20 protein-coding genes are annotated in these 20,442 nt (G+C 33.2%); 15 read left to right on the forward strand and 5 right to left on the reverse strand.

Translation table 11 applies throughout. The features are described from left to right. Nucleotides 1–23 precede the first annotated feature (23 nt). Complete coding sequence (locus FM121_RS03370; protein WP_086950741.1) at nt 24–719, reverse strand: cyclic nucleotide-binding domain-containing protein; 696 nt, start codon at nt 717–719, stop codon at nt 24–26. A 98-nt stretch (nt 720–817) separates the two neighbouring features. Between FM121_RS03370 and FM121_RS03375 the strand changes: the two genes are divergently transcribed. The 4 genes from FM121_RS03375 (at nt 818) to FM121_RS03390 (ending at nt 4,113) form a co-directional block, all read left to right on the forward strand. Further along, on the forward strand, nt 818–1,237 hold the full coding sequence (locus FM121_RS03375; protein WP_086950742.1) for a DMT family transporter: 420 nt from the start codon (nt 818–820) through the stop codon (nt 1,235–1,237). Nucleotides 1,238–1,252: 15 nt separating this feature from the next. Continuing rightward, the gene (locus tag FM121_RS03380; RefSeq protein WP_086950743.1) at nt 1,253–1,705 is read left to right on the forward strand and encodes a DMT family transporter; all 453 of its coding nucleotides are present in this window, start codon (nt 1,253–1,255) and stop codon (nt 1,703–1,705) included. 76 nt (nt 1,706–1,781) lie between these two features. Then, a complete protein-coding gene (locus FM121_RS03385; protein WP_256958400.1) occupies nt 1,782–3,419 on the forward strand; it encodes an ATP-binding protein in 1,638 nt (545 codons plus the stop codon). Further along, nucleotides 3,400–4,113, forward strand: a complete 714-nt coding sequence (locus tag FM121_RS03390; protein WP_086950745.1) for a response regulator — start codon at nt 3,400–3,402, stop codon at nt 4,111–4,113. The genes FM121_RS03385 and FM121_RS03390 overlap by 20 nt, the downstream gene beginning before the upstream one ends. 79 nt (nt 4,114–4,192) lie before the next feature. Here the strand turns inward: FM121_RS03390 and FM121_RS03395 are convergent, their stop codons facing one another. Both FM121_RS03395 and FM121_RS03400 read right to left on the reverse strand, forming a co-directional pair. Next, a complete protein-coding gene (locus FM121_RS03395) occupies nt 4,193–5,200 on the reverse strand; it encodes a 2-hydroxyacid dehydrogenase (protein WP_086950746.1) in 1,008 nt (335 codons plus the stop codon). 25 nt (nt 5,201–5,225) lie between these two features. Continuing rightward, nucleotides 5,226–6,281: an AEC family transporter gene (locus tag FM121_RS03400; protein ID WP_086950747.1), complete on the reverse strand. Its 1,056-nt coding sequence runs from the start codon at nt 6,279–6,281 to the stop codon at nt 5,226–5,228. 236 nt (nt 6,282–6,517) lie between these two features. Between FM121_RS03400 and FM121_RS03405 the strand changes: the two genes are divergently transcribed. From FM121_RS03405 to FM121_RS03440, 8 genes are all read left to right on the forward strand, one after another. After that, nucleotides 6,518–6,808 (forward strand): ArsR/SmtB family transcription factor, encoded by a 291-nt coding sequence (locus FM121_RS03405; RefSeq protein ID WP_086950748.1) that lies wholly within the window; start codon nt 6,518–6,520, stop codon nt 6,806–6,808. Then, nucleotides 6,805–7,740 (forward strand): ABC transporter ATP-binding protein, encoded by a 936-nt coding sequence (locus FM121_RS03410; RefSeq protein WP_086950749.1) that lies wholly within the window; start codon nt 6,805–6,807, stop codon nt 7,738–7,740. Before FM121_RS03405 ends, FM121_RS03410 begins: the two co-directional genes overlap by 4 nt. Beyond that, nucleotides 7,733–8,503: an ABC transporter permease gene (locus FM121_RS03415; RefSeq protein ID WP_086950750.1), complete on the forward strand. Its 771-nt coding sequence runs from the start codon at nt 7,733–7,735 to the stop codon at nt 8,501–8,503. The genes FM121_RS03410 and FM121_RS03415 overlap by 8 nt, the downstream gene beginning before the upstream one ends. A 277-nt stretch (nt 8,504–8,780) precedes the next feature. Next, on the forward strand, nt 8,781–9,662 hold the full coding sequence (locus tag FM121_RS03420; RefSeq protein ID WP_086950751.1) for a DMT family transporter: 882 nt from the start codon (nt 8,781–8,783) through the stop codon (nt 9,660–9,662). 151 nt (nt 9,663–9,813) lie between these two features. Then, nucleotides 9,814–11,376, forward strand: a complete 1,563-nt coding sequence (locus tag FM121_RS03425; RefSeq protein ID WP_086950752.1) for a zinc ABC transporter substrate-binding protein AdcA — start codon at nt 9,814–9,816, stop codon at nt 11,374–11,376. A 12-nt stretch (nt 11,377–11,388) separates the two neighbouring features. Further along, a complete protein-coding gene (gene rpsN, locus FM121_RS03430) occupies nt 11,389–11,658 on the forward strand; it encodes a 30S ribosomal protein S14 (RefSeq protein WP_086950753.1) in 270 nt (89 codons plus the stop codon). Between the two features lie 69 nt (nt 11,659–11,727). Beyond that, nucleotides 11,728–12,693, forward strand: coding sequence for a CobW family GTP-binding protein (locus FM121_RS03435; RefSeq protein ID WP_086950754.1), 966 nt, complete (start codon nt 11,728–11,730; stop codon nt 12,691–12,693). Nucleotides 12,694–12,701: 8 nt separating this feature from the next. Then, nucleotides 12,702–12,827 carry a putative metal homeostasis protein gene (locus FM121_RS03440; protein ID WP_086950755.1) on the forward strand — a complete coding sequence of 42 codons (126 nt, stop codon included), beginning with the start codon at nt 12,702–12,704 and terminating at the stop codon, nt 12,825–12,827. A 153-nt stretch (nt 12,828–12,980) separates the two neighbouring features. Here FM121_RS03440 and FM121_RS14620 read toward each other — a convergent pair whose 3' ends face one another. After that, nucleotides 12,981–13,058: a hypothetical protein gene (locus FM121_RS14620; protein WP_373385067.1), complete on the reverse strand. Its 78-nt coding sequence runs from the start codon at nt 13,056–13,058 to the stop codon at nt 12,981–12,983. Nucleotides 13,059–13,688: 630 nt separating this feature from the next. On the opposite strand from FM121_RS14620, the gene FM121_RS03445 reads away from it, so the two are divergent. From FM121_RS03445 to hemG, 3 genes are all read left to right on the forward strand, one after another. Further along, nucleotides 13,689–15,431, forward strand: coding sequence for an ABC transporter ATP-binding protein (locus tag FM121_RS03445; protein ID WP_086950756.1), 1,743 nt, complete (start codon nt 13,689–13,691; stop codon nt 15,429–15,431). Next, nucleotides 15,418–17,169, forward strand: coding sequence for an ABC transporter ATP-binding protein (locus FM121_RS03450; protein WP_086950757.1), 1,752 nt, complete (start codon nt 15,418–15,420; stop codon nt 17,167–17,169). The genes FM121_RS03445 and FM121_RS03450 overlap by 14 nt, the downstream gene beginning before the upstream one ends. Before the next feature lie 130 nt (nt 17,170–17,299). After that, on the forward strand, nt 17,300–17,812 hold the full coding sequence (gene hemG, locus FM121_RS03455) for a menaquinone-dependent protoporphyrinogen IX dehydrogenase (RefSeq protein ID WP_086950758.1): 513 nt from the start codon (nt 17,300–17,302) through the stop codon (nt 17,810–17,812). Between the two features lie 284 nt (nt 17,813–18,096). Here the strand turns inward: hemG and FM121_RS03460 are convergent, their stop codons facing one another. Then, nucleotides 18,097–20,343 carry an FIVAR domain-containing protein gene (locus tag FM121_RS03460; protein ID WP_086950759.1) on the reverse strand — a complete coding sequence of 749 codons (2,247 nt, stop codon included), beginning with the start codon at nt 20,341–20,343 and terminating at the stop codon, nt 18,097–18,099. Between the last annotated feature and the right edge of the window lie 99 nt (nt 20,344–20,442).

The following is a 20,442-nucleotide window of genomic DNA, read 5'->3' on the forward strand; positions in this document are numbered from 1 at the left end:
AGATAACAACCTTTCTAAACTATTTAGTGGTATAACTCAGCTGCTAGTTCTTCTAATTGAGGTAGATCAATCAATTCAAACCCATGTGCCGCTTTATTAATTACTTTTTTGTCAGCGAGAACTTTTAAAGAACGGTGTAAATGACGGTAACTCGTGCCTAAAAGTTCAGCGAGGGACGTTAAATTTTCATTGAAAATAGGATAAATAGATATATCTAAATTAGGTTCTTCCTTTGTTGCAAATAAATAACTAGCTAATCGATTTTCTAAAGGATATAGCAAATTAATCGAACTGTTTTTAGTCGAACGTTCTAACTCGATACTTAAAGAACGTAAAATAAATTGTAAGAAAACCACATCTTCCAATAAATATCGATGAACAGCGCTTTGTTTAATTCCAATACAAAAGGAGTCTTCAATCACTTGAATACTAGCTGTTGAAAGACGATGATCCATCATTTCTAGACTTCCAATTAAATTAAAATCATCATAAAAACAAATCAGAAGAGATTTACCATTTTTGAGAGTGGTGTAAACTTTTGCTTTTCCATCAACAAAGAAAAAAAGATAGTCATTATTTTCCTCTTCACGGCAAATGTGTTCGCCTTTCTTCCAAAAATACAAATTTAAATGAGAACTCACATCTTTAGAGAAATAGTCAGAAAGGTTATATTTTTTCATATAGTGATTCAATAATTTTGGATGATTTATTTTTTCCATGTGAAACTTCCTTTCGATAGGACATTTGTCCTAATAGTCAATGTTACCTCCATGCTACAGTAAAAGTAGTTATTAAGAATCTAGGAGGTTAGTTAAAAATGAAAATAATATCAATTTTTATTGGAGCCTTAATTACGATTATGATTGCTCTAAATGGAATTTTATCCCAATATTTAGGGAATTATGTTTCTAGTGTCATCATTCATTTATTAGGTTTGATTGGGATAATTTTTATCTTAATTGTAACAAAAACTAAAGTTAAATACAGAAATAATTTGCGTTGGTATTTTTATACAGCAGGAGTTATCGGTGTGTTTACAGTTATCTTTAATAATATTAGTTTTGCAGCACTGGGCGTTTCTCTAACCGTATCTTTAGGATTACTTGGTCAGTCCTTATCTTCATTAGTGATTGATCATTTTGGATTATTAGGCATGAACAAAAGTCCCTTTGAACCGAAAAAAATAGTTGGTTTAATCTGTATCTTACTAGGAATTATTGTAATGAGTATTACGTAAAGGGAGGAAACTAAGATGATTTTTATTTATTTTGTAATCGCTTTTTTAGCAGGTGTCTCTATTGTTGTCGCAAGAATTATTAATGCCCAATTGGCAGGGAAAATTGGTTTATTTGAGAGCACCTATTTTAATTATTTGACAGGAGTCATTAGTTCGGTAATTATTCTTTTGATTAGTGGTGAAATATTATTATTTTCTTCTACTCATTTTGAAAAAATACCTATATGGGCTTATATGGGTGGTATTATGAGTATTTTAGTAGTTGTTTTATCAAGTTATATTACACCTAAAATTTCTGTTTTTTATCAAACAATCTTTGTATTCGTTGGTCAATTATTTCTAGGGATTTTAATTGATTATGTGATGCTTCAAGAATTATCGCTTAATAAGCTAGTTGGCGGAAGTTTAGTATTGAGTGGCTTAATATTTAATTTGTTTGTAGATAAAAAAAGTATTATTAACAGTTAAAACTTTAAAAATGAGGTTTTTTCTTGTATTATTATGAAGAGAAAAATAGCTTATAAGAAAAGAAATGAGTGAACTGATGCCTCTACAGACAAAAAAAGAACAACGTTTTTCATTAAGAGTGATTATTATTTTTATCGTTACTTTTTCCACCTTAATTTCATTAATTGCCTCTGGATTATTGATAAAAAATTATGTGATTAAGCAAGAATTGAAGCGAACGAAAGATAAAATCAGTTCAGTGGCTAGAATAACTGCCAGTCAAGGGGAAGTTATTGAGTCATTGGAACATAAAACAGCAGAAATTAACATCCAAGAGATTTCACTAGCTATTGCAAAAGCTGCGAATGTTGATTTTGTAGTAGTACTAGATAAAGAGCTAATTCGTCTATCTCATCCGGATGCTGATGTCATTGGACAACCGTTTTCTAATATTCCGGATGCAAAGAGAGCGCTTGAAGGTGAGAGTCATTTTTCAACAGAAGATGGTGTTTTAGGAAAAGGAACCCGTTTTTTTGAACCAATAAAAAATAAATCAGGTGAAATTATTGGTGTCGTGTGCATAGGTTTGATTTCAAAAACGATTGATACAGATATTTCAGACGCACAAAGTAAATTAATTTATGGACTATTACTTGGTTTAGGCGTTGGAGTTATCGGTGCAACTTATGGGGCGTATCGAATTAAGAAAATTTTATTTAACCTAGAACCTTATGAAATTGCTAATTTACTTTATGATAAAGAAGTGGTTGAAAATGAGATTACAGAATGTATCTTGGCAATTAATCTAGAGAGAGAGGTTATCTTGTTGAATAAAGAAGCTTCTTTATTATTAAAAAAAATAGATAGTAGTTTTGAGATCGAATTAAATAAAAAAATACCAGACGAAATTTTTGAAACCTTGTTTAACGCAACATTTGAAAAAAGAGAAAAAAGCAAAGATCAGACAATTACGCTAGGAGATATCGAAATTATAGCCAATATGTCACCCATTTTTTCTAATGAAATTTTTTCAGGTGGTGTGGTAACTTTTAGAAATCAATCGGAGTTAACTCATCTAGTCCAGCAATTAAGTGGAACGGAACAATATATAGATTCTCTTAGAGCACAAACCCATGAATTTATGAATAAAATGCAAGTGATTATGGGGATGATTGAGTTAAAACAATATGACCAAGTAACGAGCTATATGCAAGATCTACATAAAAATTATCAAAGTGATGTTGGTTATATTACGGATAAAATTAAATCACCAGCAATTGCAGGCTATTTACTAGGAAAAGTTAATGAAGCCGAAGAGAAAAATATTAACTTTACTATTATGCCAGAATCATATTTACCAGAACTTAAAACAGATACAGATATTCATGACTTACTACAAATATTGGGGAATATTTTAACGAATGCTTTTGATGCTGTAACATTAAAAAATGATAAACAAGTCTTTCTTTTAATAAAGCATGAGGAAGAGGGACAAATTATTATGTTAGATGTCATGGATAGTGGGACGGGGATTTCTGAGGAGATTAAACATCAAATCTATGATAACCGTTTTTCAACTAAAACTCATGACCGAGGTTACGGTCTGTATCTGGTTAAAAAAATAGTGGTAGCTAGAAAAGGGATAATCGAATTTTCAGCAGTAGAAGATGGTGGTACTCATTTTTATGTTGAATTTCCGATGATAGGGGAAGAAAATGACCATACTAATTATTGAAGATGATCCAATGGTGGCAACACTTAATCAACAGTTTGTTGAAAATATATCACCAAAATGTCAAATAGAAAATGTACGCCAAACAAAAGATGGATTAAATATTATCCAAAAAGAAAAGGTTCGTTTGATTTTGTTAGATGTGTATTTACCAGAACAAACAGGTTTAGAATTTTTAAAAGAATTACATGAACTAGGAATTAATATTCCGGTTATTTTAATCACCGCAGCTGATGATATGCATACTTTAGAAGAGGCGTTAAAACATAATGTCATTGATTATTTAATAAAGCCATTTACATTTGAACGGCTAAAAAAAGCATTTCAAAAATTTGAAATATTAGACAAAATGACAGATAAAAAAACAACGACGAATCAACAAGCTTTGGATGCTTTTTTTAATCATATGCCAAATAATAAGGTTGATAGTCATGATGAAGAAAAATTACCCAAGGGACTATCTCGATTAACATTTAGCAAAGTAATCCAAGGAATAGAAAAAATACCGCAACCTTTCTCTACAGAAAACCTTTCAAAAGAAATAGGCTTATCAAGAATTTCAACTAAAAAGTACATCACATTTTTAACGGAAATATTAGTTTTAATTGAAACCATGCAATATCAAGAAATCGGTCGACCGATTACCTTGTACAGGTTAGTAGATGATTATGAAGAGAAGGTTAGGGAATATTTGTAGAGAAGTTACTTAAAAAAATGATCACAATAAAAGAAGTCCAAGTAGAGAGATTCTTCTCTATTTGGACTTCTTTTTGCTGCTATACTAAGACCACTTTATTAACTGTTTCACCAACTGTTAAGACGTCGTTGAAGTTTTCGTAGCTTGTTTCGATCATGTTGCATAATGCTTCATCAGTGTTTGAACCAACGTGAGGTGTGACAAGGACACGTGGGTACATATCAACTAACATTTGAACCGTTGTATCTGGTAGTGGTTCCCATGGTTTGAATTCTTTGAAGAATAATGATTGTTCGTTAGCGAATACATCTGTTCCGAATCCTGATAACTTATCTGCTTGTAAGGCTTTAAGAATCGCTTCATTATCTTGTAATTCCCCACGAGCTGTGTTGATTAAAATTGCGCCATCTTTCATTTTACCGATAAATTCAGCGTCCACCATTTTGTCATTTTTTCCTGGGAAGTAAGGAACGTGTAAACTGACAATATCAGATTCAGTTAATAATTCATCTAATTCTTTATAAGTTAACGTCGCTTTAGCTTCTTCGTTTTCATAAATATCATAACCTAACACTTCAGCACCTAAACCTTTGAAAAGTTTCGCTTCCGTTAAACCGATTTTACCAGTGCCGATAATCCCAACTTTACAGTTACGGATCTCTTTACTAAACATTTCGCCATCCACTTTGAAGTTTTTATTAGCTGTTCTCATGGTTGTGTGAGCCGTTGATCTAAGTAACATCATGGCAAGTGTTAATGATAATTCAGCAATGGCGTTTGGAGAATAAGAAGGAACACGAGCAACTGACATGTTGAATTCCTCAGCAGCTTTTAAATCAATATGGTTAAAACCAACTGTCCGAGTGAAGACATATTTAATGCCTTCTTTCGCCATTTTTTCAATGTTTGTACGGTCCGCCGTACAGTTTCCACGTAATAATACCGCGTCATGATTTGCAAACGTTTCTGGGTTTTCAGAAGTTAATAAGTCTTCTATTAACGTTAAGTTAAAATTATATTTGTTTAATTGGTTGAAAAATGGTACTTCGTTTTCTCTTACACCGTAGCAAGCTATTTTTAAAGTCATGGTAAATATCCCCTTTAGTTTTTAATTAAAATAATCCTGATTTACTAATAATTTCTAATACGACAATCCAAATTGGTGTCATGATAACTGCGGTAACTGTGGAAATTAGTGAACAGTTAGAAGCGAGTATTGCTTCTTTGTCAAAACTAATCGCATAAGCTGCAGCGACTGTGGCAGTAGGTGTTGCCATCATAATAACGATAGTTGCTAAGGCCTCAAAGCTGACAGGTAAGATACCAGTTACTGTTAAAACAGTAAGTAAAATAATGTTAAGTGCTGGAACTAAGATAACTTTAGCGAAGCTGTAATACCAAGAAGTTTTATCCGTCGCTGCTTTTTTAAAGCTAACTTCTCCAAGAGTGGCACCAATAGCAAGCCAAGCAAGTGGTGATGCTAAACCCGCTAAGAAAGTCATTGGTTTGAATAACCAGATTGCCGTTTGGTCAATTCTTAAAAAGGCAACTTGTTGTGTCGCACCATCAAGTCCTGCAACAGTTACTTGTGGCATATAGCCTTGGAAAACCCAGATGAAAAGACCCGCAAATGTGGCTAAAACGATTGGATTTAAGAACATTGTTTTGATATTTTTTAATTCCATTTTTAGACCACTCATTTTGATGTAACCATATGAGTATAAGAAAATACGGTAACCAATGTTGAAGATTGAGCTGAACATTACACCAACTGGACCGTAGATGGCACTAACGATTGGTGTACCAAAGAATGTTGTTGATCCAAAAATAGTTAACACACGTAAAGTATCTTGTTTGTCACCTTTATATTTCATAAATAATGGCTTAGAAGCAAAGATTAAGATAACGTAGATAATTAAGCCCCAGATTAAAACGTTCATTCCTTGTTTTAATGTTTCTCCATCAATGTCTTGCATAAAAGCATTGAAAGCTAAAGCAGGTAAGGCAACGGTTAAAACTACTTTTGTTAATATTTTTCCAACTTGATCAGTGAATATACCTTTCTTACGACAAAAGAATCCGAGTAAGATGATAAAAATAGTTGATGTAATGGCACTAATAATATTCATGTCTGTTAAGGTAGCTTTTATAATTTCTCCAAAGTTCATGTTTTTCCTCCGATATGTGTTTTTAATCACAATTATTAATATAATAAACATGGCCATGTTTACTTGATATATGTATCTTAAATCAAGTATGTGATAATTTGAACAATATGTAATTAAGTGAAACTAAAGTAACTTATGTAAGTGAATAAAATCACTAATAAAAACGTGTTTACTTGACTATGGAAGTGAAATCTTTTATATTTACATAGATAATTATCTATGTAAGGAGGAGGAATATGGATTACGATAAAGTTTCTGTCGTTTTAAAAGCAATGGCAGACCCTAAGAGGCTAAAAATTATTCATCTTCTATCTAATGGAACGATGTGTGCTTGTGAGGTTTTAGAGCACTTTGATTTTACTCAACCGACACTATCTCATCATATGAAAGTATTAGAAAAAGCAGATATTGTTTCTATGAATAAAAAAGGTCAGTGGCATCATTATGAACTAAAAGAAGAGTTTTTAAATCAAACGATGAGTACAATTGAAGAATTACTACAGGTAAATAAGGAGAGTAAAGAATGAGCTATGCAATAGAGATTAAGGATTTAAAAAAGAAATATGCAACAGGTGTTGAAGCGTTAAAGGGGATTGATTTAACTGTGGAGGCTGGCGACTTTTATGCCTTGCTCGGTCCCAATGGTGCTGGAAAATCAACAACGATTGGCATTATAACGTCATTAGTCAATAAAACATCGGGAAAAGTTAAAGTCTTTGATTATGATATTGATAATCAACTAGTTCAAGCTAAGCAACAAATTGGCTTAGTTCCCCAGGAATTTAATTTTAATCCCTTTGAAACGGTGCAACAGATTGTAGTCAATCAAGCAGGATATTATGGTGTTTCTAGAAAAGAAGCCTTAATCAGAAGTGAAAAATATCTCAAGCAATCAGATTTGTGGGAGAAAAGAGATGTTCGTGCTAGGATGTTGTCCGGTGGAATGAAGCGTCGTTTGATGATTGCTAGAGCCTTAATGCATGAACCAAAATTACTTATATTAGATGAACCAACGGCTGGTGTTGATATCGAGTTACGCCGTGATATGTGGCAGTTTTTACGAGAATTAAATGAAGCAGGAACGACCATTATTTTGACGACTCATTACTTAGAGGAAGCAGAGATGTTGTGCCGAAATATTGGCATTATCCAATCAGGAGAGTTAATTGAAAACACAAGCATGAAAGAATTATTATCTAAATTACAATCAGAAACGTTTATTTTAGATTTAGCTCCAACTGAAAATATACCTGTGATAAAAGGTTATGAAAATTCTTTCGATGGTCAATTAACGTTATCTGTGGAAGTCAAAAAAGAGCAAGGAATGAATGATATTTTTGCTCAATTAACAGAACAAGGAATCACAGTGCAATCTATGCGCAATAAATCAAATCGGTTAGAAGAATTATTCTTAAAAATTACAGAAGAAAAGCAACCAGTGGAGGAGAATCATGCGTAGTCTTTATTTTACAGCATTAAAAAGTTTAGCAGTTAAAGAAACGAATCGTTACTTGAGAATTTGGGTTCAAACCCTTGTGCCACCAGTTATTACAACTTCGCTATATTTTGTGATTTTTGGAAAAATGATAGGTGGACGAATTGGAGAAATGGGTGGATTTTCATACATGGAATTTATCGTTCCAGGTTTGATTATGATGTCGGCTATTACAAGTTCATATTCTAATGTCTCTTCTTCTTTCTTCTCCCAAAAATTTCAAAAGAACATTGAAGAGTTGCTCGTTGCTCCAGTTCCCACACATATTATTATTTGGGGATTTGTCATTGGTGGGGTAGGCCGAAGTTTATTAGTAGGAACCCTAGTTACGATCATTTCACTTTTATTTGTTCCATTGAATGTATTCTCATGGTCAATCGTGATTGTTACATTACTTATGACAGCAATTTTATTTTCATTAGCAGGTTTAATTAATGGTATTTTTGCCCAATCATTTGATGATGTGTCGATTATTCCAACCTTTGTTTTACAACCGTTAACCTATCTCGGAGGAGTGTTTTACTCAATTTCGATGTTGCCACCGATTTGGCAAGCAGTCTCTAAAGTAAATCCGATTGTGTATATGATTTCTGGATTTAGATACGGATTTTTAGGTATGGAAGATGTGTCCTTAGTTATTTCAATGTCGATTTTAATTGTCTTCATCGTCGTACTATACAGTGTTTGTTGGTACCTGATTGAAAAAGGAAGAGGATTAAGAAGTTAATAAGAGTGGTGAAAATGGCGTTTAGCTCCGAGCAACTGGAAGAAATGAAAAATAATTCTCGCTTTTTGAATTGATTTTCCTTTCTGAAGTTGTTGAAGGAGCTGCCATTTGAACCCGGACTAATAAGAGTGGTGAAAATGGCGTTTAGCTCTGAGCAACTGGAAGAAATGAAAAAGAGTAGCAGCTATAGTTGAATAGTTGTTATTCTTTTTTTGAATTGAGAAAGCGTATACAAAAAAAGGTTGCTATCGTATGATGAAAAAGAGGAGTGAAATTAATGAGAAGAAAGATAGGGAAGATAGGTTTAGTTGTTGTCGCTATCATTTGGGGAACTGGTTTTGTAGCAACAGCGCTAGCATTAGATAACTACACACCGTATCAAATTTTGGCAATTCGTTTTACTGTGGCTTTCATTATTTTATTTCTAATTAATCTGAAAAAATTAAACACCTTATCTAAAAAGACTTTATTTAGAGGAAGCCTCTTAGGAACTGTTTTATTTTTGGCATTCGCCTTTCAAACAGTAGGGCTTCAATATACAACAGCTTCAAAAAATGCTTTCTTAACAGCCGTTAATGTCGTCATAGTACCTTTTTTAAGCTTTTTGGTTTTGAAAAAGAAACTACCTATCAAAAACTTTATTGGTAGTTTTATCACACTTATTGGGATTGGGCTATTATCATTAACAAGTTCAATTAGTGGCTTTAATTTTGGTGATATTCTTACTTTGGTTTGTGCTCTTTTTTTCGCCTTGCAAATTTTTGTGACAGATCTTTTTGTGGCGGAAGAAGAAACGTGGGCGTTGATGTTACTTCAAATGGGAGCAGCTGCTCTGCTATCATGGGTCACTCTTTTTATTACAGGGGAAAGTGCTATCGACTACCAACCGATTAATTTACTACCAGTTCTATATTTAGGATTAGCAAGCACCTTACTAGCATACTTCCTTCAAACTGTCTCGCAAAAATATACGACTAGTTCAGAAGCAGCGATTATTTTATCAACAGAAGCTTTTTTTGGCATGTTAGGTTCAGTTCTTTTATTAAATGAAGAGATATCAATGAATATGTTAATTGGTGGGGTATTGATTTTTATTGGTATTTTAGTGGTTGAACTGGATTTTGGAAATAAATTGAAAATTAATAATAGTAATACTTAGGGTGTTGCAGAAGTCGTTTCGGTGGGAATAAGCTGAACACTTCTGTCACACTTTTTTTTTAATAGTCGTTGACAACACGAAAATAGTCTGATATCATTCATTCTTGTAAAGCGTAATGATTACGATTTAAAAAAGATGTGGAGGATGAGTAATGAAGAAACGACTATTTTTAGGTCTATTTATAATAGGATTAATGGGTATTATAAGCGCATGTGGTACGGGAAATAAAAAAGAAGTTGATAAGAATAAACTTCAAATTATGACGAGTTTTTATCCTATGTATGATTTTACAAAACATATTGTGGGGGATGAAGTGGAGGTAAGTTTATTAATTTCTGCTGGAACAGAAGCTCATGATTATGAGCCGTCAGCTAAAGATATGAAGAAAATTCAAGATTCAGATGCTTTTGTCTATAACAATGAAAACATGGAAACATGGGTTCCTTCAATGGAAACAACGTTAAAGGAAGGTAAAGTTAAGGCTATTAAAGCAACTGAAAATATGGTTTTACTTCCAGGAAGTGAGGAGGGGCATCATCATGAGCACGGGGAACATAAACATGATGAAAAAGAAGGTCATGATCATAGCGAAGAAGAGCATGGGCATTCTCACGCTTTTGACCCACACGTTTGGTTGGCTCCCAGTTTAGCCATTAAAGAAGTTAAAGAGATTAGTGATCAGTTAATTAAACAATTTCCAGATAAAAAGGAAGCATTTACTAAAAATACAGAAGAGTATATTAAAGAGTTAGAAGCTTTAGATGCGAACTATCAAGAAACATTAGCAAATGCGAAACAGAAAAATTTTGTGACGCAACATGCTGCTTTTGGTTATCTAGCCATGGAATATGGTTTAAATCAAGTGCCGATTGCAGGATTATCCCCTGATCAAGAACCTTCAGCAGCTAAATTAGTAGAACTAAAAAAATATGTTGAAGAAAATAAGATTAAATATATTTATTTTGAATCAAATGCCTCAGATGCAGTGGCTAAAACTTTAGCCAAGGAAACAAAAGTTGAATTGTTAGTGTTAAACACATTGGAAGGATTATCAGATAAGGATATTAAAGAAGGAAAAAATTATGTCTCTGTTATGACTGATAATTTAGAAGCTTTAAGTAAAACAACAGGTAACAATAATCAAAATACAATTGCTGTAAAAGAAAAAGAAAAAACATTACAAGACGGTTATTTTGAAGATGATGAAATAAATGATAGACCATTAGCAAACTGGGAAGGTCAGTGGCAATCAGTTTATCCCTATGTATTAGATGGGACACTGGATCAAGTGTTTGATTATAAAGCAAAAATTAATAAAGACAAATCAGCCAAAGAATATAAAACTTACTATCAAGCAGGTTATGAAACTAAAATAAATAAGATTGAGATAGCAGGGAATGAAATAACATATATCGATAGTTCAGGTAAAAAAATGTCTTCAGAATATAAATATTCTGGTTATAAAATTTTAACCTATGATAAAGGCAATCGAGGCGTTCGTTATTGTTTTGAAGCAGAAAATCCGAGTGATGGAGCCTTTAAATATATTCAATTTAGTGACCACACGATTACTGATACCAAAGTGGAACATTTCCATTTGTATTTTGGAAATGAAAGTCATGAAAAATTATATAACCAGTTAGATAATTGGCCTACCTATTATCATAATGATTTATCAGGTAAAGAGATAGCCCAAGAAATGTTAGCTCATTAAGGAGGAATAAGAATGGCAAAAAAATCTAAAATAGCTAAACTTGAAAAACAAAAAGATTTAGTTGGAAAATATGCAGAGATTCGTTATGAATTGAAACAAAATGGCGATTATGAAGGGTTGAGAAAACTCCCTAAAGATGCCAATCCTAATCGCCTAAGATTAAGAGATGAAATTGATGGACGACCTCGTGGCTACATGCGAAAATTTGGAATGTCCCGAATTAACTTTAGAAAATTAGCATATGAAGGTCAAATACCAGGTGTAAAAAAAGCGAGTTGGTAGTTAAAAAGTAAAAATAAATGATAAGATAGGATCAGAAAATTATTAGTTGAATAACGAGGAGGAAACAAAATGAGCATTCCTGTAACAGTCATTTCCGGCTTTTTAGGTGCTGGAAAAACCACTTTAATTAATCAAGTATTAAAAGGATCTGATCTAAAACCTAATGAAGTGGTTATTATTGAAAATGAATTTGGTGAAAAAGGGATTGATCATGAACTTCTAATCCATTCAAAAGAAAACATTTTTCAAATGAACGGTGGTTGTATCTGCTGTAGTTTACGAACTGATTTGATGAGTGCATTAACCTCTATTTTAGATGTGTTTGTTGAAACGGGGAATCCGATTAAGCAAGTGATTATCGAATCAAGTGGTGTTTCTGACCCCCAGCCAATTATTCAAACATTAGTTAGTGCGCCAAAAATTAGTAGTCATTTTTATTTGGATAGTGTTCTCGTTGTGGTTGATAATGAAAATTTTGAAAATAGTTTGGTTTATCCAGAGGTGATGAAACAAATTGCTATGGCAGATCGTATCTTTATTTCAGAAAAAAATGAAATGAAAGTTAGTCGTCAACTAATTGAAAAAATTGAAAGTATGAATCCATTAACTGATTTTTATCCATTTGCTTTAGATGATTCGGCTGAGATGTTAGCAAGTAATGTTTTAAATAATGGCTTGTTTCGTAAGGAAGCTAACTTTTCAAAATCAGAAGATAGTCATCATCACCACCATCATGAGTTCCAGTCTCTGTATTTAGAGGGAGATAGACCAATTAAGAAAAGTCTACTAGAAAACTGGTTATCTGGTTTGATGATGAATTATCAAGAAAATATTTACAGAATGAAAGGCTTTGTTTTGATTGATGATCAAGACTTCCAAATTGAAATTCAAAGTGTAAATCAATTGCTTAATTTTAATATGACGACACGTATACCACAGGGGAAAGTTAATGAATTAATTATCATAGGGAAGAACTTAGATAAAGCGTATTTAGAGAGCAGTTTTAAAAAGATTCAAGATAAAAGTAGAGAGTAGGAAAGTAATTGGAAAAGACCGACATTTCAAGTGCGTACCGCAGACTTAAAAGCCCGAATATCAAGACAAGAAAGCGGGCGCTAAAGATTATTAAAGAGATGAAGCGCGGTAAAATCGCTAAGATGTACGCTTAGTTATTGAAAGATGAAGTTAGTAAGAAATTAATATTGTGATATGATAATAAATGAAAGAGGCGTACGTCAATACGCCTCAATTTAGAACCGTTTTAAACGGGAGCTAGATTAAAATTAAAAGAAATAATCGTTAACCTGCCAAAGTTTAGACGATTATTTCTTTTTGTCTTTTTTGACTTCATTCAATATGCCGAAAATTATAGTTGCGATTAAAGAATCGAAATTAATCATTAGGCTTATTGCTTCCGCTATGGACAAAACTGCCAATCCTTTCCTTAGATTTTGGTAATACGTACGTACTACGCATCACCTCACTTTCGATTAGAGATGGCTTCCGTCAAAACTTTTCTGCCAGATTATTGTCTCACGGATTATAAAAAAAGAGGGAATTAAAAATTATTTTATTCTAGCAGATTCTGTCTTTTTTATTATTAGCTACTATAGCTATTTGTTATTTTTCTGTTTGTGAAAATAACTTGCTAAGCTGTTCTAGTTTTATAATTATTAACATTTTATTAAAGAAAGCACTTTACTTTTTAATCTGGTTGTAGTAAATTGTAGAAGTCAAGTGAAAAAGCAAAAAAATAAAGGAAAGGAGCAAGACTCATGATGACTATTCAATTAATTAATTTCAGCAAATTAAATAGAAAAAGAATGAATCAACGAACTCCTTATCCGGTATCTGTTATTTTTTAGCGTCAGTTTCTTTGTGTATAAAAAGTCACCAAGAGATTAACCTGTTTAAAATAAAAATTATCAACCGATAAAGTGTGGAGCAGTTAGATTCTACATCTTATGGGTTTTTTTGTGCGCTTTTTTAAGTGAAAAGCAAGCTGTTATAGAGAGTGAGGAAAAAAGTTTATGTTAAAAACATTATGGATGTACATTAAGAAACATCCTTTTGCATACGGGGTTGCGACAGTATTTGCCATTATTTCATCGGGATTGACACTGCTTCCGAATCTAGTGATTCAGAAATTTATTGATGCGATTGTGAATAGTGAATTATCAAAAGGTAACTTATGGAATTATTTGTTAGTTTTTTTAATCAGTATTGTCTGTATCTATATTGTGGATGTAATTTGGGTGATAACGTTATTTAGTCAATCTTACAGATTCCAATCAGAAATGAGACGTAAGAGTTACAAGAAGTTGCTGAGTTTAAGAACACCGTTTTATGAGCGCTTCAGGTCTGGAGATTTGATGACCAGGATGACAAGTGATGTGGATTATTTAGGAGACGCAATCGGGTACGGCTTCATGTTGATTGTTTCTAATATCACGTGGGCTGTCAGCATTTTAGTAGCGATGGTATTTACAACATCGTGGAAAGCAGCTTTAGTCAGTGTGTTGCCGCTAATTTTATTTGGGTACATTGTCTTTCTGTTATGGAAAAAAGTGGATGTTCTGTATGAAGATAATCGAGACAATGTCGCAAAATTAAGTAATGAAGTATTAGAAATGGTAGACGGGGTTCGTGTGATGCGAGCTTATGGAAAAAAAGAGTTAGAGCAAGAAAGATTTCAAAAAAGAACAACCGAAGTACTAAAAAAAGCCAATAATTTAGTTGTCTATAACGGGGCGATTGGTCAAGTAGCTAAGTTCTTAATTGGTTTAAGTACTGCAGTTGGTTTAGCTTTTAGTGGTTACTTAATCAATCAAGGGCAAATGACCATTGGACAATTGATCACGTTTCAAATTTATCTAGGGATGTTAAGTGGGGCGGTTTGGGGCCTTTCGGATATTGTTTTAGTTTATCAACAAGGAAATGTCTCTTTTAGAAAAATTGAAGAATTGCTAACATCTGAAGATAGCTTAGAAAAAGAAGGTCAAAGAGAAATTGACCGAATTGATCGCATTGAATTTGAAGACTACGTGTTTCAATATCCAACAGGCGAAGCCACAACCTTAAAGAAAATTGATTTTTATTTAAATCGTGGCGAAACTCTAGGGATTGTCGGTAAAACAGGTAGTGGAAAAACAACGCTTATTCGCCAATTACTTCGCCAATACCCAATTAGTGAAACAGGAGCAATTCGGATTAATGGCCAGTTGATTCAAGATTACAGCATTCAAAATTTAGAAGGATTAATCGGTTATGTGCCACAGGAACACATTTTATTTTCTAAAACAGTGGGACATAATATTCGTTTTGGTAATCGTCAGGCAGATGAATATGCGATGAATGAAGCGATTGAATCAGCTGACTTTACAAAGGATATTGCACGGATGTCAGAAGGCTTGGAAACCTTAATTGGTGAAAAAGGTGTGTCGATTTCTGGTGGACAGAAGCAAAGAGTGTCAATTGCTCGAGCGTTAATCAGAGAACCTGAGCTGTTGATTTTAGACGACAGTTTATCAGCTGTAGATGCGAAAACAGAAAGTGCGATTATTGAAAATATTCGCCAAGTTAGACAAGATAAAACCAATGTCATCGTGACGCATCGACTTTCAGCTGTTGCTCAAGCAGATAAAGTATTAGTCATTGAAGATGGCAAGATTATCGAAGTAGGTAGTCCACAAGAATTATTAGAGTTAAAGGGTTGGTACTACGAACAGTACATGACACAACAAATGGAGGTGGAAGAAAATGAAACTATTTAATCGAACCCTGAGTTATTATAAATATGAGTTACCTATGTACATATTGGGTGTTATCTTGTCACTGATTGCGGCAGCGACATCCATTTATGTACCGATGATAGGGAAACAAATGATTGATTATATTTCAGAACAAGTGAATGCACAACAAGAGATTGCTTTTGGTTTTTTAATTCAAAAATTCGGCTTTTTCATGTTAATTATTTTGTTTAGTAGTTTGTGTGGGTATGCTAGTTATTTACTCCTAGCATATACCTCAAATCGAGTGAGTAAAAGATTACGTGATGAAGCATTTAATCACATGCAAAAACTACCAGTTTCATATTTTGATGACAAGCCAGCCGGAAAAATTTCAGCTAGAATCGTCAATGATGTAGAGTTATTAAGAACGAACTTCTACATTAATTTCAGTAATGCGGTGATTATTGATATTTTAACAATTGGCTCAATTTATGTGGCTTTGTTTATTGTAAGTCCTAAAATAGGAACAGCTTTATTATTGCTATTTCCGTTCTTTATTGTTTGGCAATTAATCTATGCAAAATTAGCGACACCGATTAATAAAAAATGGCGTGAGTCTGTGAGCGATTTGAACAGTCATACAGCTGAAATTGTTCAGGGTGTGTCGATTGTACAACTTTATCATCAACAAGACAGTATGCTAGAAGAATTTGAAGAAACGAATCAAACCTGGTTAGATACTCGGTTAAAATCAATTCGCTTAGATGGCTTTTTATCTTGGGATTTTTCAACGATGATCAAAAATTTGGTGATGTTTGCTGTGTTATTATTCATTGGGACACAGTTTGTAGATGGTGTGATGGGCTTTTCAATTGGAACAATTTATGTGATTATTAATTACATTTCTCGATTATTTGACCCAATACTAGAATTGGTACGAATGATGTCAACCTTGCAACAAGCCTTATCAGGTGGGAGACGTGTGTTTGAACTACTTGATGAACCAATCGAAGCAGATTCTACGGAAATCTTAAATTTTACAGAGGGACATGTCGTATTTGACCACGTGACCTTTGGGTATGATCCTGAAAAAGCAATTTTAAAAGAAATTAATTTTTCAGCGGATAAAGGTGAAACAATCGGTTTAGTCGGACATACTGGGTCAGGGAAAAGCTCAATCATTAATTTATTGTTTCGTTTTTATGACCCACAACAAGGGGCGGTGTTGATTGATGGGCAATCGTTAGCTGATAAAAACCGAGAGAGCATTAGAGAGAATATGGGGATTGTCTTACAGGAACCTTATTTGTTTAGTGGCACCATTGCAACAAATGTTAGTATGAATGACCCTAAAATTACTGATGAGATGGTGACGGAGGCTTTAGAAAAAGTAGGAGGCAAAGACTTAATCGCTAAATTGCCTTTAGGCATTCATGAGCCAGTAGTAGAAAAAGGACAAGCATTTTCATCTGGCGAACGACAGTTAATTGCCTTTGCGAGAACATTAGCCAGTGATCCGAAGATTTTAATTTTAGATGAAGCAACGTCTCACATTGATACTGAAACCGAGGAAATTATTCAACATGCGATGGAAGTTGTTAAAGAAGGGCGAACAACGTTTATCGTGGCTCACCGACTATCAACGATACAAAATGCTAATCAAATCCTAGTTTTAGATAATGGCGAAATCAAAGAACAAGGAACCCATGAAAGTTTATTATCTATGGATAGCTATTATGCTGAAATGTACCGATTACAGGCACAAGGCGCTGCGAGTTAATCAATTACCTTTTTTACTTACTCATTTTAGTGAGAAGTAAAAAAGGTTTTTTTATTTGAAATTACCTAGTAACTAAATTTGGTTATGTATATAATGAAAAGGATTCTAACTATAGAAAGAAGCCTATAACATGTCAAAAATATTAATCGCTTATTCCACTGTGGATGGACAAACAAAAAAGATAGCAGAAACTTTATCCGAAAACATAAAAGGTGAGGTAGTTGTTAAACGGTTTGAAGAAATCAAAGATATCACGGAGTTTGATAAAATAATCATCGGTTCTTCCATTCGTTATGGTAAATTTCCTAAAAAATTATATCGCTTTGTTGAAAAAAATCAGAAAGAACTAGAAGAAAGACAAGCCGACTTTTTTGGTGTTAATTTAATTGCGAGAAACCCAGAAAAATGTGTGGTTGAAAACAATGTCTACGTCAGAAAATTTTTAGATAAAATCAGTTGGAAACCTAATAAAGTTCAAATTTACGCGGGAGCTTTGAATTACACAACGTATAAATTATTTGATAAAAAAATGATTCAATTAATTATGAAGATGACAGATGGTCCTACTAATCCTAGCGTAGATTTAGAATTTACGGATTGGGAGAAGGTTTGTGAGTATGCTGAGGTGGTTAATCATAGGTAATTATGGTAAAACAGATGTAGAGAGGTATTAAATAGGATAGCTAAAAACGAAGGTGAGAGTGCTTTTTTAAAACTAAACGGTGTGACAGAAGTATTCAGCTTCTTATTTCTTGAAGCTGAATACTTCTGTCACAACCGTGGTCTTATTTATACGAATATTCTTTAATAGTCAGGGGATAAAAAGTCTGCTTTTTATTTAATTACCAAATTAAATAGTGTTTATACCTAAAAGGAAGCTCTTTATTCTTCACAAGGCACTACATTTAGATTAATTTATGGATAGCATTATTTTATTTTGACAGCTACCTCATTAACATAACCGTACCATTTTCCAGCATCATCAAATAGAGATAAATAAGTGCTTCCATTTTGATGATAATATTTACCTTTAGCGACAAAAGTTTTGCTTACCATACTCTTCCCGTTGACCTTATATTTCCAATTAAAGTTGGACCATGTATTGTAATTGATTTTAGAAAAAATTACACGTCTCCCGTCTTTAACATAAGCGCCCTGGGGACCATTTCCTACAGTTATAGCCTTTTCATTTATATAACCATACCAATTCCCTTTACTATCAAATAAAGATAAGTAAACAGAACCATTTTGATGATAATATTTACCTCTAGAAATAAAGGTTCTATTTGAAATATCTTTACCATTAAGCTTATACTTCCAGTTAAAGCTAGACCATGTATTGTAATTTTCTTTAATTAATGTTACAAACCTGCCATCTTTAATGTAAGCTCCTTGAGAACCATTTCCTACAGTAACAGCTTTTTCATTCACGTAACCGTGCCAATTTCCTTTATCGTCGTGTAATGAAACATAAGTTGAACCATTCTTATGGTAGTACTTTCCGTGAGAGATAAAAGTTTTGTTAACTAAATTTTTGCCTGGTTCGCGGAATTTCCAATTAAAATTAGACCATGTGTTGTAGTTTTCGCTAATAAAGGTTACATATTTTTCATCTTTAATATAGTTACCTTCTGGTTTCTCAGGTTTAACTTTGAGTGATGTTATAGCTTTATCTAGATTATTAGTAGCTGAATTAACTTGAATTTGAGTCGCTTTAGAATCATCCATTACTTTTTTAGCGTTAGCTTTTTCATCTTTAACAACTTGTACGCTTTCAACTGTATATTTAGATTCATCTTTAAGTGCTTTATCAGCACGTGAGATTGCAGCCTTTAATTCAGTTTTGTTAACCACTACTGGTTTAACTTTAAGTGCATTTACTGATCTATTTAGATCAGCGGTTGCTTTATCAACTTGAGTTTGAGTTGATTTTGCGTCTTTTTCAACACGTTCAGCGTTAGCTTTCGAGGCTTTAACAACTTGTACGCTTTCAACTGTATAGTTAGCTTCATCTTTAAGTGCAGTATTAGCACGTGAGATTGCAGCCTTTAATTCAGTTTTGTTAGCTTCAACAGACTTAGCAACTAAACCTTTAATAGCGTTTTGTAAGTTAGCATTCGCTGTATCAACTTGTTGTTGAGTAGCTCCTGCATTACTGTTTACTTTTTTAGCAGTGTTATTTACTGATTGTAAATTAGAAACACTTTCAGAAGTATATTTCCCTGATTCAGCTAATTTTGCATCAGCTTCTTTAATTGAAGCTTGTAATGAGGCTTTATTTACAACAGGATCAATCGGGCCTTCACCTGAAAGTTCTAGTTTTTTGAAACGATATCTTAAAGCACTTTCAGCATTATCAACATCGTATTGGTTTGCGCCTGGATCATTGAAAATAGCTGTTGCATTATTATATTGTTTCGCAAATGGTTCGAAAGTTGCAGATGTGTAAGCATGTGGGGTGTTCATAGCAGGCGTTGACTCGTTAATCAATGCTCCCAAAGCAGTTTTATCAGCAGATTCGATAGGTGCTTCCACCATACCATTGATAGCGTTTCTTAATTGTTGGTTAGAACTATTAATTGTCGCCTGATCAGTATTAGGGTTATTAAATACATTGTATGCGTTTTGTAACGCTGAATTTAATGCAGCAATACTGTTATTAGTGTAAGATACACCATTATTTTGAATAGCCTCAGCTTCATTAATTGAAGTACCTAAAGCACCTTTATCTAATCCAACCACTGGTTTAGCGGGTTGTAAAGGATTATTTACAGCTCCTGGTGCAATCGGGTTATTAATTAAATTAACGTCCCCTGATATTGCATTTACAATTTTTGATTCTGTTGCTGATACATATTGTGCTGGTACTTCTCCAGCTGCCGTATAGAAAAATGCACTAACGGTAAAGTTTAAGTAGAATGAACTAAATTGATTATTTGAAACATCTCGAGTTGCACGTGCCACTCGAGTTCCAGCAGGGTATAAATAGCCATCAGTTGATTCTAAATCTATTGTTGTAACCCCCCACTGAGCATATGCTCGTCCGTCTGTGAAATATTTTGATGATGCTTCAACAGTCAGTTCTTCATTGAGTATTGGTAGTGAATTTCCTCCAAATACAACAGTTCCTATTAGTAAACTAGAAACAATTACTTTTAACGTTACCTTTTTCATTATTTTTTCCTCCAGTACAAAATAATAACAACATTAATATTATATCCTTAATAAAAAATTTAATCTACATATTTCAAACAAATTTTATTTGACTTCTAC

Source organism: Vagococcus fluvialis bH819, assembly GCF_900163795.1.
Classification (GTDB): Bacteria; Bacillota; Bacilli; order Lactobacillales; family Vagococcaceae; genus Vagococcus; species Vagococcus fluvialis_A.

What these genes read in the sequence shown, in the direction of transcription:
- FM121_RS03370 (WP_086950741.1), bottom strand. Translation starts at nt 719, where the DNA reads ATGGAAAAAATAAATCATCCAAAATTATTGAATCACTATATGAAAAAA.
- FM121_RS03375 (WP_086950742.1), top strand. Translation starts at nt 818, where the DNA reads ATGAAAATAATATCAATTTTTATTGGAGCCTTAATTACGATTATGATT.
- FM121_RS03380 (WP_086950743.1), top strand. Translation starts at nt 1,253, where the DNA reads ATGATTTTTATTTATTTTGTAATCGCTTTTTTAGCAGGTGTCTCTATT.
- FM121_RS03385 (WP_256958400.1), top strand. Translation starts at nt 1,782, where the DNA reads ATGCCTCTACAGACAAAAAAAGAACAACGTTTTTCATTAAGAGTGATT.
- FM121_RS03390 (WP_086950745.1), top strand. Translation starts at nt 3,400, where the DNA reads ATGACCATACTAATTATTGAAGATGATCCAATGGTGGCAACACTTAAT.
- FM121_RS03395 (WP_086950746.1), bottom strand. Translation starts at nt 5,200, where the DNA reads ATGACTTTAAAAATAGCTTGCTACGGTGTAAGAGAAAACGAAGTACCA.
- FM121_RS03400 (WP_086950747.1), bottom strand. Translation starts at nt 6,281, where the DNA reads ATGAACTTTGGAGAAATTATAAAAGCTACCTTAACAGACATGAATATT.
- FM121_RS03405 (WP_086950748.1), top strand. Translation starts at nt 6,518, where the DNA reads ATGGATTACGATAAAGTTTCTGTCGTTTTAAAAGCAATGGCAGACCCT.
- FM121_RS03410 (WP_086950749.1), top strand. Translation starts at nt 6,805, where the DNA reads ATGAGCTATGCAATAGAGATTAAGGATTTAAAAAAGAAATATGCAACA.
- FM121_RS03415 (WP_086950750.1), top strand. Translation starts at nt 7,733, where the DNA reads ATGCGTAGTCTTTATTTTACAGCATTAAAAAGTTTAGCAGTTAAAGAA.
- FM121_RS03420 (WP_086950751.1), top strand. Translation starts at nt 8,781, where the DNA reads ATGAGAAGAAAGATAGGGAAGATAGGTTTAGTTGTTGTCGCTATCATT.
- FM121_RS03425 (WP_086950752.1), top strand. Translation starts at nt 9,814, where the DNA reads ATGAAGAAACGACTATTTTTAGGTCTATTTATAATAGGATTAATGGGT.
- rpsN (WP_086950753.1), top strand. Translation starts at nt 11,389, where the DNA reads ATGGCAAAAAAATCTAAAATAGCTAAACTTGAAAAACAAAAAGATTTA.
- FM121_RS03435 (WP_086950754.1), top strand. Translation starts at nt 11,728, where the DNA reads ATGAGCATTCCTGTAACAGTCATTTCCGGCTTTTTAGGTGCTGGAAAA.
- FM121_RS14620 (WP_373385067.1), bottom strand. Translation starts at nt 13,058, where the DNA reads ATGATTAATTTCGATTCTTTAATCGCAACTATAATTTTCGGCATATTG.
- FM121_RS03445 (WP_086950756.1), top strand. Translation starts at nt 13,689, where the DNA reads ATGTTAAAAACATTATGGATGTACATTAAGAAACATCCTTTTGCATAC.
- FM121_RS03450 (WP_086950757.1), top strand. Translation starts at nt 15,418, where the DNA reads ATGAAACTATTTAATCGAACCCTGAGTTATTATAAATATGAGTTACCT.
- hemG (WP_086950758.1), top strand. Translation starts at nt 17,300, where the DNA reads ATGTCAAAAATATTAATCGCTTATTCCACTGTGGATGGACAAACAAAA.
- FM121_RS03460 (WP_086950759.1), bottom strand. Translation starts at nt 20,343, where the DNA reads ATGAAAAAGGTAACGTTAAAAGTAATTGTTTCTAGTTTACTAATAGGA.